The organism is Acidiphilium sp. PM (genome assembly GCF_000219295.1).
Classification (GTDB): Bacteria; Pseudomonadota; Alphaproteobacteria; order Acetobacterales; family Acetobacteraceae; genus Acidiphilium; species Acidiphilium multivorum.
This window is the reverse complement of record NZ_AFPR01000566.1, coordinates 1-13418: the sequence shown is the minus strand read 5'-3', so window position 1 is coordinate 13418 and position 13418 is coordinate 1. Positions and strand designations below refer to the sequence as shown.

Annotated in this window: 10 protein-coding genes and 1 pseudogene; 6 read left to right on the top strand and 5 right to left on the bottom strand. The window is 62.1% G+C overall.

Features of this window, described 5'->3' with window-relative positions; genetic code table 11:
* Window positions 1-98: 98 nt before the first annotated feature.
* Window positions 99-1499 carry a plasmid replication protein RepC gene (repC, locus tag APM_RS18450; protein ID WP_007424912.1) on the bottom strand — a complete coding sequence of 467 codons (1401 nt, stop codon included), beginning with the start codon at window positions 1497-1499 and terminating at the stop codon, window positions 99-101.
* An 867-nt stretch (window positions 1500-2366) separates the two neighbouring features.
* Between repC and APM_RS18445 the strand changes: the two genes are divergently transcribed.
* Window positions 2367-2780, top strand: coding sequence for an MbcA/ParS/Xre antitoxin family protein (locus APM_RS18445; protein ID WP_013635079.1), 414 nt, complete (start codon window positions 2367-2369; stop codon window positions 2778-2780).
* A complete protein-coding gene (locus APM_RS18440) occupies window positions 2774-3466 on the top strand; it encodes an RES family NAD+ phosphorylase (protein WP_007424910.1) in 693 nt (230 codons plus the stop codon). Before APM_RS18445 ends, APM_RS18440 begins: the two co-directional genes overlap by 7 nt.
* Before the next feature lie 995 nt (window positions 3467-4461).
* Here the strand turns inward: APM_RS18440 and APM_RS18435 are convergent.
* Window positions 4462-5385 carry a replication protein RepA gene (locus APM_RS18435; protein ID WP_013635080.1) on the bottom strand — a complete coding sequence of 308 codons (924 nt, stop codon included), beginning with the start codon at window positions 5383-5385 and terminating at the stop codon, window positions 4462-4464.
* A 484-nt stretch (window positions 5386-5869) separates the two neighbouring features.
* On the opposite strand from APM_RS18435, the gene repA reads away from it, so the two are divergent.
* Together repA and repB are read left to right on the top strand one after the other, a co-directional pair.
* Entirely contained in the window at window positions 5870-7063 is a 1194-nt protein-coding gene (repA, locus tag APM_RS18430) for a plasmid partitioning protein RepA (protein WP_007424908.1), read from the top strand.
* Entirely contained in the window at window positions 7060-8100 is a 1041-nt protein-coding gene (gene repB / locus APM_RS18425; RefSeq protein WP_007424907.1) for a plasmid partitioning protein RepB, read from the top strand. Before repA ends, repB begins: the two co-directional genes overlap by 4 nt.
* Before the next feature lie 777 nt (window positions 8101-8877).
* On the opposite strand, the gene APM_RS18420 is transcribed toward repB, so the two are convergent.
* Together APM_RS18420 and APM_RS18415 are read right to left on the bottom strand one after the other, a co-directional pair.
* Window positions 8878-10005: a site-specific integrase gene (locus tag APM_RS18420; RefSeq protein ID WP_007424906.1), complete on the bottom strand. Its 1128-nt coding sequence runs from the start codon at window positions 10003-10005 to the stop codon at window positions 8878-8880.
* A gap of 211 nt (window positions 10006-10216) precedes the next feature.
* Window positions 10217-10480 (bottom strand): hypothetical protein, encoded by a 264-nt coding sequence (locus APM_RS18415; protein WP_007424904.1) that lies wholly within the window; start codon window positions 10478-10480, stop codon window positions 10217-10219.
* Between APM_RS18415 and APM_RS18410 the strand changes: the two genes are divergently transcribed.
* A complete protein-coding gene (locus APM_RS18410; protein ID WP_007424905.1) occupies window positions 10479-11594 on the top strand; it encodes a hypothetical protein in 1116 nt (371 codons plus the stop codon). The two genes, APM_RS18415 and APM_RS18410, sit on opposite strands and share 2 nt — an antisense overlap.
* A gap of 102 nt (window positions 11595-11696) precedes the next feature.
* Here APM_RS18410 and bhcA read toward each other — a convergent pair whose 3' ends face one another.
* Complete coding sequence (gene bhcA / locus APM_RS18405; protein ID WP_007424903.1) at window positions 11697-12887, bottom strand: L-aspartate--glyoxylate aminotransferase BhcA; 1191 nt, start codon at window positions 12885-12887, stop codon at window positions 11697-11699.
* A 131-nt stretch (window positions 12888-13018) separates the two neighbouring features.
* On the opposite strand from bhcA, the pseudogene APM_RS18400 reads away from it, so the two are divergent.
* Window positions 13019-13186, top strand: a pseudogene (locus APM_RS18400) (IS110 family transposase); the annotation flags it as partial.
* Window positions 13187-13418: the final 232 nt, after the last annotated feature.

Genomic DNA, 13418 nt, shown 5'->3' with positions numbered 1-13418 from the left:
GCGACAGCCAAGCTCAGGCGCATTCGAAGAGCCAAGTTCCGATCGATCAGGCCTTTGTAGCCGAGCGCGATGCAAACCACGCGGCTGTATTGCAGACATTAGATCGAGCGCGACGCGTCACATGCGTGCGACCTTGGTGGCCGCGGCATCCCGCTCGCTGCCCGGATCCCCCAGATCGATCGCGCCAGGTTCAGCTCGCCGGCCCGCGCCCGGGCCACCATCCCGTGGAAATATCCACCCGGCGAGCCGCGGAAGTGGTCGCTCGGCTTGGTCGAGACGATGGCCAGTGCCACCGCCGCCTGTTCGCGCCCCATCGCCAGGCATGCATCCCCCCATAGCGGCTTCGAGACACCGAGGTCATGACGCAGCCAGTCGGCCGCCTCCACGATCTCCGGCCATCCGGGCGAGGATTTCGCCAGGTAGGCCCGCAACCGGGGCGCCAGCCTGACCAGCTCGTCCGGCGTCATGCGGAACACCGTGCCGTCCGGCGGGATTTCAGGCTTTATCGCCCGACTGCCGGTTGGCCGATGCCCGGCTTCCTTTCCATCCCCACTCCTGCCGGTCCTCGTCGAGCCTCCAGCGCTCGTGCCCGCGCCACCCGAGGTGGAGCTACGCTTTCTCAATGCAGATACGTGATCCGCAGGATCAAGAGTCTGGTTTGTATATGTAATATGAGGCTCATCCGTGAGCCCCTTGGGGTTCATATTTGTTGATTCGACACCACCCAGCGCGGCCTCCTTCAGCGTGTCGATCGCTGCCTCAAGCCTGCCGCGAAGGTCCGCCTGCCGGTTTTCCAGCGTCGTCACGCCGAGCGTCACCTCGTCCAGCTCCTCGATGCGACGGATCCGCGCGACCAGACGCCTCGCCTCATCCGCCTGGCGGGCCCATCCTTCGGCGATCCCGAGCTCTGTCGCCGTCTCCACGATCTGCTGGATCCCGCGCACCGCGATCGTCGCCCGACGACGCAGCTGCTTCAGCGCCTCGAAGCGGGCCCGGCCACGCTCGGCGATCTCCCGGAACTCGGCCTGGCGGACCGCAATGGGCGAGAGATCGAAGCCATACGCCTCGACGATCCGGCCGCGCGGATCCCGGCGGCCGTAGCGCTTGCCGTTCGGACTGTCGCGCATGGTGATCAGCCCGAGATGAGCGAGCAGCCGGTTCAGCCGCTTCACCTGCGCCTCGCTCAGGCACAGCGCCTCCATCTGCATCGCCGCCGACGGCCAGACAATCGGCCGCGCGCCCTCCTGCCAGTCCTGCACCTGGGTGAAGCGGAACAGCCAGTCGATCGCCTGCGTGACCCGCGGACCAAACCGCAGATACGGCGCTGCCGCCTTGAAGGCGGCCAGCACCCGACCGGGGTCGACCTGGCCACCCTCGCTCACCGTACCGAAATCATCGGCGAGTCGCTCTGTCGCAACCATCCCGAGCGTGAGGCGCCGCGCGCCGCGCACGCCTCGTCTTTTGGGACCCGGCCCCGATTCGGGGCGGAAATTCTCCATCTTGATCCTCCATCAGTGTCGGATCGCGACGGGCATAGCCCTCCCGTGAGCGGAAACGGCAATTTCCGCTTGGCAGGATGGCTTCCGATGAGTATGTTCGGGATTGCGAAATCACCGAACGGCTCTCGGAGCCCGTAGCGAATTTAGCGAAAGCCCGCCCGGCAAGGCGGGCTTTCGCGCGTCTGGGTTATAAAGTTCTGGGTGAGGCCGCCCTCCATTCCTCAATGAGCTGCTGGAGCGCTTGGCCGCGGCTGCGCAGACCTTTTCGCTCCTTGATGGTGTCGATCAGGCTGATCGTCTCGTTCGGAAGGTGGACGAGCACACCTGTAGCGCCGCGCGCGCGTTGCCTGCGCCTGTAGCGTGCGCTCGCATCATCACCGGCGGTACGTGTGTTCGGCATCCTGTTCACTCCACCATCTCTATGGCTAGTCAGTCACCATTCAGAGATTCACGGAGCGAGTCCACAGTTTCTTGCGCCCGAGTCGCGCTTAGCGGCTGATATGAAACGCTTTTTCCTAAAATTTTTCTTTGCACCCCCGAGTCGCAGACGGCGTAGATGGCTAGCCTGAGAGCGCCGGGCGCATGCGACTCGGGACCGGCAGTCCGACCTGCTGGATTTTGTCCGCCATCCGCAAACCACGGTCAGGGGGCAATTAGCCTGGTCCTGGGATCTTGTCCGGCTCTGCGGCACCGTGGCCGCTCGCTGCCGCAGTTCCTTAAACTGCCGCTACTGCATAGTTTCGGAATTTTCCTCGGGCCATAGGCCGACATTGTCCTTGCTGCTCCGGCCGATCGTGCAGTGACGCCCACTCACTCCCATTGCCAATTGGCACATCGCTATAATATAAGTGCCAGAGGAGAGAGGTTGTGAAATTCGCCACGGTTCAGCCACTCACGGCACGTCCTGACATTCCCGTTATCACAGATGAGGAAGCAACGGCGCTAGCTCGAGCTACCGTCAATCTTTTTCGCGCCTGGAGCCTGACCGATCAGGAAGCCCGAGTGCTCCTTGGCGAGATGGCCCAGCGGACATGGGCGCGCTGGAAGGCTGGTGACGTCGGCCGTATCGACCGTGACCTGCGTGCCCGGATGGCGATACTTATGGGGATCCATAAGGCGCTGCGCTATCTGTTCACCGACCCTGCCCGCGGATACGCGTGGATCCGCAAGCCCAACGACGCCTTCGAGGGTCGAAGCGGCCTGGATTTGATGTTGCGCGGAGAGATCACCGATCTGATGGACCTTCGGAAATACCTGGATGCAGAACGGGGCGCTTGGTGAATGTACCGATCCGCCGGGTGATCTGGCCGCGCACCATACGCATTATCCGCTCTATCTATCCGCCGATTGATCTCTTTGAGGACATTGCCGACCCGGCGGACTGGGATGCTTTGGTCTCGGCGGAGGCCAAGTTCAACCCGCGCATCCGCGATAGCATCGGAGATCTGTCCAAGGTGCCAGTGGCGCGGCGCGTAACCGGGCCGGGCGCTAGTTGGGTTATGGCACCATTCGTTCATTGCTCACCTCTACGGCCTAGCCGATTCTCAGATGGCAGCTTCGGACTCTACTACGCGGGCGACCGCACGGAAGTCGCGATAGCCGAAACCATCCACCACCACGCCCGCTTCATGCGCGCCACCAACGAAGACCCCGGCTGGACCTCGCAGTTCCGCGAACTTGTCGGAACCATCGAGGTAGATCTGGACGACGCGACCGGCCGTGCCGACCTCCTTCATCCCAATGAATATGTCGCCTCGCAGACCTTCGGAGCCGAACGACGCGCAGCAGGATCAAACGGCATCATATGGCCAAGTATCCGCTATCCGGACGGTCAGTGCATCGCTGTTTTCTGGCCCGACGTCATTCCGATTCCCATCCAGGGCGCGCATTATGCCTATCACTGGAACGGCAGCGCGGTGGATTACATCAAGCGTCTCGACGATGGCGTGGTCTGGGAGGTGGCGTAGCCGGCAACACCGCCCTGCACGTGGCCACCCTCAGACACTCCGGACTCTTCCACCGCGGAGCCCCCCCCCGCGCCGCACATCACTCGCGTCACCAGGCGGATGGTATGGAGAAGGCTGAGGGGGGCGCGACCTGCTCCCCCGGGAGGTCCTCGGTTTAAGGTTTGCCAGTTCTCTCAAGCAGGAGCCAGGCAATAGGGCCGGCAAGGTTCGAACGAGCAGAACATTGGCATTTTGAAAGAGTATCAGGCGGGCTTGTCTGCGACTGATCTGTGCAGCAAGCACCGGGTTTTCCGTTTGCTCATGGGCTGATTTCCGGGCCATTGTCGTCCGGCGCCGCGCTTGACATCGCGTCATTCAGCATGCCGCGCACCCGATCGATCCGATTGGTGCCCATTTCGCCTGGTGAAGACCCGATCCCCTCACCAGAGTCCACGGGCTCATGCCGAAATCACGCTTCAAACCAGCGTCTGCTCCCGGTGCAATGCCGAGGTACCCATTCGGCACAAACCGTGGACTCTGGTGATATGCTTGGACCATTGCTCACTAAAGTCCACGGTTTGTGCCCAGAGTCAGGATGCAAACGAGTGTGGATTTTGGTGAGAAGCAGCGTTGGTGGGTGTGCAACCAGCCATATGGACCCTGTCAGCTGACAAGGGTGAGCGGCGGATAAGCCTTTGATCTCGTGATGTTGGCCTTGCGACCACAAATGATTCCGGATCTCGGCAAAAGCTCGACGACTAGGCCGTGGACTCTGGTGAGGGGATGATGGGGAGGCACAGGAAATCTGAACCGAGGCGTGGACTCTAGTGAGTTGCCATAGAACCGGCACCAGGGCGTGGACTCTGGTGAGATGCCATAGGACCGGCACCAGGGCATGCACTCCGGTGACATGCCAAGAAAACAGAGATCAGGATGTGGACTTTGGTGAGGAAATCGAGCCTGGCGTGCTGGCGTGGACTCTGGTGATGCCAGCCTTAATGCGGAACAGTAGGTGTCTATCGGATCGATTGCACGCGAGGACGCACCGGTGGCCGGCTTGATTTCAGAATTACACCCTCGTCCACGATATCCACCTGCGCATCTGGATATACCGCAAGAGCCAGCTTCAGCGCACTCGGCCAGCGAGCCTTGAAATGATATACTTCTCGATAGCCACAGCCGAACTGCGCCTTCAGAGCCTTCCAGGTGACTAGCTTTGCGGCGGGCAGTGCGTGCAGGCGGTAGGCCAGCCAGAGGTAGCAATCCAGCGCCCCGGGGTTGTTGTTGATGGCCTTGATGGCAGCTTCCTCAAGCGGAACCGGATGCTTTTGCAGCTGCTCGAAAAAGCCCTCCGAGAGTCGCGCCATTGAGAGCATCGGCTTTCCGCTGCCCTCCTCGGTATCTTCGACGAACAGGGCGCCGTCCATAATCGACTGGTTGATCAAACCGACTGATTTGCCGCCCTGAATGTGAAATGTCAGGCGGCAGCGGCTGATCCTCTCGGCCTGATCCTTGACCAACTTCGCTGTCTTGCCGCCGACGCTTACCCCGATTCGACTCAGCCAGTCCCGCAAAGAGCGCCCGAGCTCGATTTCTCTCGACCCGGTCCTGATCGCCTCGGTCTGAAGGTAGAGAAGGATAAGTCGTGCATGTGCCCCAAACGGTACACCGACGAAATCTAGAGGGCCTTCTTCGCTCCTGGGCTTCCGACCAGGCTCGACGACAAGCCTTGTTCTTTCAATGCTGATTTCCCATGGTTGATCATCCGCCAGCCTGCGATGAGGGAGGGCGCACTGAGCCCAACCCGAATAGGCAAAGCTCAGGGTCGTGTCCTCGTCCCCCATATACTGGGCCGCAGCTTCAACAAAACTGCGCTCGATACCGGCATCAAGCGCCCCTGCCCTTCCCCTCGCCTCGATTAGATTATGGATTTCTCCCATCGCATTTTCCAGTGACTCGGTGATCGGACAAATCCGATATAGCAAAGTTATCAACATCTGTCGCTGTGGACTTTGGAGAGGAAGCTATTTGGTAGAATATTAGATTCCTATTATTAGTTTCATCGCAAGGGTCCACGGGATAATCCTGTTAAGTTGTTGATTTTCCACTTAGGGTCTCTCTCAAGAGTCCACAGATTTTATCACTGAAGTCCACAAGAGAGGCTCACGACCTGTGGATAAGATCGTGCTGACCGAATCCGACTCGGGGTGCCTCCCCCCGCGAATCGCGGAACGCTGGCTCACCAACAAAATGGATAGAACCGCATCTCAAGCACTTAATGGCAGTTCTTCAGCTATCATAAGAAGCCGAATTTTCTGGACAACAAGTTGCAAGGCCCATATGACATGACGGGTAACGCCTGTCAGGGCGTATTTTTGCCGTCAGATCGAGGCTTCATTTAGTCTTCGGAGGGTTTCAATCATAATGGACCAGATCGAGTCGCCGCCTGACAAAATCGTCCGACATGCGACACTTTTGTCCAATCAACTTCATGTATTGCGACAGCGCATGTATCCACCGGAGGCACAGAAATCCCTCAGGCCGTTTGCAACGCATGAAGTCTCGTCACTGACGTCTATCCCCGAATCGACGCTGCGGACGATGTCGATTGAGGGTAAGGGCCCGATCCCTTCGCGGCGTGAAAACAACCACCGGACTTATACGCTTGAGCAGGTCAACGAGCTCAGGCAGTTCTTCGCCGCACAGAAGCCGAACGATGCTCTCCGCTACCTACCTCGCCGGCGCGCTGGCGAACACCTCCAGATCCTCGGAGTCGTGAATTTCAAGGGCGGTTCGGCCAAGACCACCTCAAGCGCGCATCTCTGCCACTACCTGGCGCTGCAGGGTTATCGGGTGCTGGCGATCGATCTCGATCCCCAGGCCAGCCTTTCCGCAATGTTCGGTGCCCAGCCCGAACTTGATGTCGGTGCCAACGAGACGATTTTCGCATCTCTGCGAAGCGGCGAAGACAGGCGCCCGATGCGCGAGATCGTGCGCAAGACATACTTTACCGGGATCGATCTCATTCCTGGCAATATCGAAGTCATGGAGTACGAGCACGAGACCCCCCGCCTTCTCGCTGAGAGCAACGGCGGCGAAGCGGCTCTGTTCTTCGAGCGTCTCAGGATGTCGATTGCCGAGGTTGAAGACGACTATGACATCGTCATTCTCGACACGCCGCCATCACTGGGCTTCCTGACTCTTGGCGCCATCTGTGCGGCCACCGGGCTAATTGTTACGGTTCATCCGGCGATGCTCGATATGATGTCAATGTCCCAGTTCCTTTTGATGATGGGGGATCTGATCAGTGTGATCGGTAGTGCTGGCGCAGCCCTGCAGCAGGACTTCCTCAAGTACCTGATCACGCGACATGACCCTAACGACCAGCCGCAGACGCAAATCGTCTCGTTGATGCGCCACCTTTTCGCCGATGACGTCTTTATTCCGACCGCGATCGAAAGCACTGCGGTAGAGAGTGCCGGGCTACACAAAAAGAGCGTCTACGAACTGGCACCCGGTGATGTCGGTCGTGACACGTACCGGCGTGCGCGGGATTCCATGGATGCCGTCAATTTCGCGATCCTCGAGATGATCAACAGGGCCTGGGGGCGCAAATGAGCAAGAAGCCATCACGATCGATCGTCGGCAGCTTCAACCTGCTTTCCGAATCCCTGCGCCCCGACAAGGAACCGGTCGAACCAAACAATCCGTCTTTCTCCCCCGCATCTCACCACACACCCAGGATGCCGGCCGGCGTTGTCGCGGCCACCGAGCGGTCGATCTCCCAACTCCGCGAGGAGCGTGACCAGCTCAGGGCCAGGCTTTCGAATATGGCCCCCGATGAGTTGGACCCGGCCATCTTGGAGCCCTCCCCGATCCCTGATCGTCTGCCGGATGATGATCAGGAAGGCTTTAATGCCCTGGTGGATTCAATTTCTGCCGAGGGACAGAAGCTTCCGATTCAAGTCCGCCCCCACCCGTCCAAGCCCGGTCGCTACCAGATCGTCTATGGCCACCGTCGCTGGAGAGCCGCCCAGCATCTGGGTGTCAAAGTCAGGGCGTTCGTTGTCGACCTGGACGACCGGGAACTGATCATCACGCAAGGACTGGAAAACGAGTCCCGACAGGATCTGAGCTGGATTGAGCGTGCGTCGTTCGCCAGGAAGATGGAAGACGGCAGGATAGATCCACGCGACATCAAAGGCGCGCTGAGTATTGATGACGCCGAACTCTCGAAGATGCGGATGGTGACCCGCGTGATTTCGCGCGAGCTCATCGAGACCATCGGTCGTGCACCCAAGATCGGTCGTCCCCGGTGGCTCAACCTTGCCAAAGCGCTGGAATCCGATCCATCCCGGGAAGCGGACGTTCGCCAAACCTTGTCAGGTGACAAGGCCCCGACCTCGTCGAACGAGCGCTTTAGCCTCGCCATGGCGACGCTTCAGGCAGAGCATTTGAAGTCGTCTGACGAGATCGATCTTCTGACCTCGAAAGATGTTCGAATTGGCACGGCAAGTTTTTCCGGATCCAGCGTCACCATTCGGTTTAGCAAGGATCATGCTGCGCCGCTTCGGGAATTTATTCGAAGCGCACTCGCAGAACTCGCTGATGCCTATGAGCGGCAAGTTGCGTCCAACCGGTCCAAAAAAGGCTGATCCAACCCCTGACCGAGTCAGACCAACGGCGCGCCCATTGTTTCCAATGTTCGTCAGCTGGTGTTATCGCACCGGATAAACCTTGTCAGATGACAAGGCGCTTGAGGGAGCGCGGCACCATGCCTCCGGTCCGATAAACAAAATCAGGAAAATTGTGTATTTGCGCAGCCCGTGCCCACCTTCCAGAACGGATAGAGTCACTCCTCGCCGCGAACTTGTCAGCTGACAAGGCTACACTCGCGATAAGATAATGAGACATCAAGACGGATGTCCGTCAAAGGGGAGGGGAGGAATATACGGAGATGTCCGCCTTCTAAGGCGTCCTTGCCTTATCGGCACTCTCGTAGGCGACAATAAGCTGATTGCACTGGCGGCCTCAAGAACGCCCCGGGAGCTCCGTCTATGTGCCTAGCGATGGTTCGCTCTCCATCGGCAGTCCCTGCGCATACGCAGCCCGCCGTGCCTGCTCGAGAACCATCGCAACAGCCTGCCGGTCGCCGTGTTCAATCGAAACCCGGGCGAACGAGATCCTGAACTAGTTCAGGATCCCGATGATCCGCTCATCGATCTGCTCGACCTGGTCACGTACGTGGACGCGGCTATAGTCCCTGTATCACTCCGACCGGTGGACGAAGAGGTTCAGTGACGAGTACGCGAAATGCGCTTCGAGTGCCGCTAGCTCGATGCCAGGGCTGGTCTGGTAGGCGCAGCACAGCAGGCAAGGGCACTTTGCGCCTGCAGGTGATCCGGATTGGCCTGAAACTGAGTCCGATGGACCTAGAGCACCCCATCCAGCGGGTGTCCGTCAAACAGGTCGCCGAACTCCAGGTACTCCCCGAGCACGTCATAGCTCTTGTGGCGGCCGAGCCGCTTCAGGCGCGCCGGATGGACGCCGCGCTCCATCCCGGTGGTGAGTGCCCCGCGCTTGAGGCTGTGTCCGCCCAGGTCGCGCCGGCCGAACCCGGCCGCCATGGCCCTGCGCTGGATGATCAGGGCCACGCTTTGCGGGGTGAGGGCCTGCTCGCCAATGACCGGGCCCGGTGGCTCGGTCCGCTCGCGCCCTTTGCGGCCGGATGGCGGTGACCAGATCCGGCGGAACAACGGGCCCCGCTGCAGCCCCGCGGCGACCCGCCAGCGCTCAAGGGCATGCACCGGACAGAGTTCGGTATCGCCGTAGGGCAGGGCGACGGTGACCGCCTCGGCCTGGCTCCCTTTGGTCTGCGGCAGGGTCAGCCGGAGTCCCCGCTCTGACGGTGTCAGGTGCTCGATCCTGATGCCGGCGAGTTCCGAGCGCCGCAGCGCGCCGGCGAAGCCGACCAGGATCAGCGCGCGGTCGCGCAGGTCAGTCAGCTCGGTATCGCCGATCGCCGCCAGAAGTCGGCGGATCACCGTCGCTGTCGCCGCCACCTTCTTGCGGCGGATCTCGCCACGGGAGGCGGCGTCACGCTGGATGCCCGCCATGGTCTCGGCGACGCAGGCATCATCAGTTGGCACCGGGCAGCCGGCGAGGCGATGCAGGTAGCGGATCGCGGCGCGCCGGAGCTTGAGCGTTTCGGTCGAGACGCCGCGGCCGCGCTCATCGGCGAGGAAGGCGGCGACATCAGCACCGGAGGCGGGGAGGGGCGTCAGCCCGTGGCGGTCGCACCAGAGGCACCAGACGCGCACGGCCGCGCGGTAGGCCCGCCTGGTGTTGTCCGCCTTGGCCCGGCGGGCATAGGCGCTGGCGGCGCTGCGGGCGCCGGCGAGCGTGCCATCGGCCACCGGGACCGGTTCGTCCTCGATCTCGCTGAACCAGCGCCGGACCGCGTGCCCGTCTCCGGCCAGCGGAGGAGGGGAGGGCACCAGGCTGCCGGCCGATGGCGCGTCGGGGCGGTCTTGCGGTGCGAATTCGGTGTTGTCGGGCACGAGGGGCCTCTCCTGAGCGCGAATCGGTCGGTTCTGCGCCCGGAATCCTATGAAATTTCTGTAGTAGCGACAACCATACTTATCAGGAAATCAGTTAAAAAATCCTGATCACCCCCTAAAAAAGACGGTTATTTTGTGCTAAACCGCGTATGGCGCAAAAATACGGATCAAGATATTGATTTTCCGTTCGAGGATTGTCGCAGCGTTCCGCTCAGCCCAGGCCCGATTCCTTTCCTCCATCAGGGGCCGGAGCAGAATCAGCGTGCCCGCGGCGGTTCGGGGTTTTGCTCCACCGCCGCTCGTCGGGCGGTCCGGTCGAGACGATCGGCACAAGGTGGCCGGCGCGCAGCGCCTGCAAGGGCAGGTCGGTGACGGCCAGGTCGCGCATGGACGGCAGACGGTCGACCTTGTCCACGAAATGCTTATGCTCCCTCACCATCAGCCCGGTCAGCACGGCGGGGCCAAGGCACTTCATGGCTCCCCCTGAAATGCCGGCCCAGCAGCTTCTGATGATCGCCCTCGAGCGGGCGGCCGGAGCGTTTGCCCGGCTCGACCAGGCCCTCTCGATGCATCCGCTCCGCGGCGCCTTCCTCTACCGGTTTCGTCTCGATGCGGTGCGCCGCCAGGCGATGGTGGACGGGCAGATGATCGAGCCGTGGCATCTCGCGGCCCTGCTCGAGGGGGTTCGGCTCCGCATGGATCCATGGCTGAGCCTCGCCGAGCGGGGTGACATCTTCGATGCGGCCCGCCACGCATTCTCGATGCACCAGTGGATCGTCGAGCCTGATTTTGATCAGGAGGGCGAGATCCAGGTGGCGATGAAGGCGATCGAGCGGGATGTCGAGCGCGCATCCCCGCTGCTCGGCGCGGCGCACGCGGCCCATGCCTGGCTGGCCGGGGGCGGGAGACGGGCTCCATTGCGGGGCGCACTGATCCGCTTCTGGCAGCAGAGCGGACTGCTGCACCTTCCGGTGCCGATCACCGGGCCGCAGGCCCTCGGCGGCGACCTTCCCTTCGATCGGGAGAGCTGGATCCCGCTTCTGCTCCACGCACTGGCGAACGAGGCCGCGGCCGCCCAGGACCTCCTCCGCGATCTCGAGCGGGCCTGGCAGGTCGCGCGCGCTTCGATCGGCAAGCGGCGCAAGAACAGCCGGGCCGCCACGGCGGTCGATATCCTGGCGGCAACCCCGATCATCTCCGCGAAGTCGCTCGCCGACCGGCTCGGCATGAACGTGGCGAACGCCCACGCCCTGCTCGGCGAGCTGCTCGAGGCCGGACTGGTCGTCGAGCTTTCGCGCCGCAGCAAGCGCCGGCTGTTCGGCCTGTCGGGAATGGGTCGCATGCGCGACTACGTGGCGCCGCCGCGCCGGCCGCAGCCGGGGCGGGGAAGGGGGCGGCCCCGGATCGAGCACGAAATGCCCGAGCCCGAGCCGCCCGCCGAGCTTCCGCCAGCGCCCTCCGGTGGCGTCCTGCCCCGGCTCGCGTTCGACTTCAGCGATCTGGAAGAGGCCATGGCGGCAGCCGATGCCGCGATCCGTGAAACCAGGATCAGCCTCGATCGTATCCGTCAGGCCGGACCGCCGGAGTAGGGACTACCTCGACCGGTGCACCCTGGGGAGCAGGTGAAACCTATACGGTTCAGCGGAATGACCCGGCGTTCGTCTCGAACAACGCCGCGCAGGACGTCGCTGTCAGTCGGCAGCCGCCTTCATCTGCTCGCCGCCATATCGGTAGAGCGCCTGGGCAGCGGCGACGCCTGCGCCGAGGCGGATGTCGAGGCCGAGATCGGCCATGCACATCTCGGCAACGGCAAGGCCGGAGAGCGCCATCGCATCGGTGAGCATGCCGAGATGACCGATGCGGAAGACCTGGCCGGCGACATCGCCGAGCCCCGCACCGAATGCCATGCCGTAGCGCTCGGCGGCGTGGGTGACGATGCGCGCGGGGTCGAACCCGTGTGGGACGCGAATGGCGGTGACCGAGTTCGAATAGAGCTCGGGTGCTGCGGCGCACGGTGCCAGGCCCCAAGCGGCGACCGCAGCGCGCACGCCATTGGCGATCCGGGCGTGGCGGGCGAAGACGTTGTCTAGCCCTTCATCGAGCAGCATCCGGCTCGACAGCGCGAGCCCGTTCAAAAGTCCGACCAGCGGCGTGTAGGGATACCCGTTCGCGACGTTGGTGGCCCGCATGTCGTCGATATTGAAGAAATTACGCGGGAGTTTAGCATCCCGGCTGGCCGCGAGGGCCTTCTCGCTGAAGGCGGTGATGGCGAGGCCAGGGGGCAGCATAAAGCCCTTCTGCGAGCCGGTCACCGCGACGTCGACGCGCCAGTCATCAAATTCGAACGGCATCGAGCCGATCGAGCTGACACCATCGACGAGGAGCAGCGCATCATGGCTGGCCTCATCCACCACCCGGCGCAGGCCGGCAATGTCGGAGACCACGCCGGTCGCGGTTTCGTTATGGGTGGCGAGCACGGCCTTGATCCGGCCCGCTTTGTCCTCGTGCAGGAGCTCGGCGAAGCGGGGAAGTGGAATCCCCTCGCCCCATGTCACGTCGATCTGGATGACTTCGAGGCCGAAGCGCCGGCACATCTTGATCCAGCGGTCGCTGAACATTCCGTTGCGGGCGGCGAGGACGGTGTCGCCGGCGCTGAGCGTGTTGGAGATCGCGGTTTCCCACCCGCCGGTTCCCGTCGAGGGGAAGATGAAGATTTCGCCACGCTCCGCCTTCATCACGCCGCGGCAGCCGGCGAGCGCCGCTTTCAGGATCGGCGCAAAAGCCGGCGACAGGTGATCCACGGTCGGCATGTCGCACGCCTTGCGGATCACTTCGGGAATATTCGTCGGCCCGGGGATGAAGACAGGGTTTTGCAGGCTCATTGGGCGGATCCTTCGTCGGTTGCGCGAGATATAGAGAGCCGCCCGACAGCGCGCAATTTTATGGAATGGCCCGCCCCTTCCCCCTTGTAGAGTAATCTGCTGGGGGCCAACGGAAGAAAGGGAGGCAGGCAATGAAGACAGAGATCGCGGTTTTAGGGATTGATCTGGGCAAGAACAGCTGCAGCCTTGCGGGACTGGATGGGACTGGTGCGGTGATCAAACGGCGGCGGATGCGACCGGAGACCGTGGTGACGTTCACGAAGGAGTTGCCGCCTTGCGTGATAGCGATGGAGGCGTGCTGGGCCCGTGTTCGCGGTCATGAGGCAGATTTGGCTGTGTGTGGCTTGGGCAAGTGGTTGAATTGATTGGATTGAATGATCGTGGAGTGGGCGGAATCTGCGCCAACACATAGACACACGACTCTCGGCCTTATGTCTTTTATAACCTGACGAGATACGCTATTCGATAGGCATGTATCTGCGTGTCACCCAGCGCCGGAACCGCGACGGCTCCACGGTCCGCTACTATGGG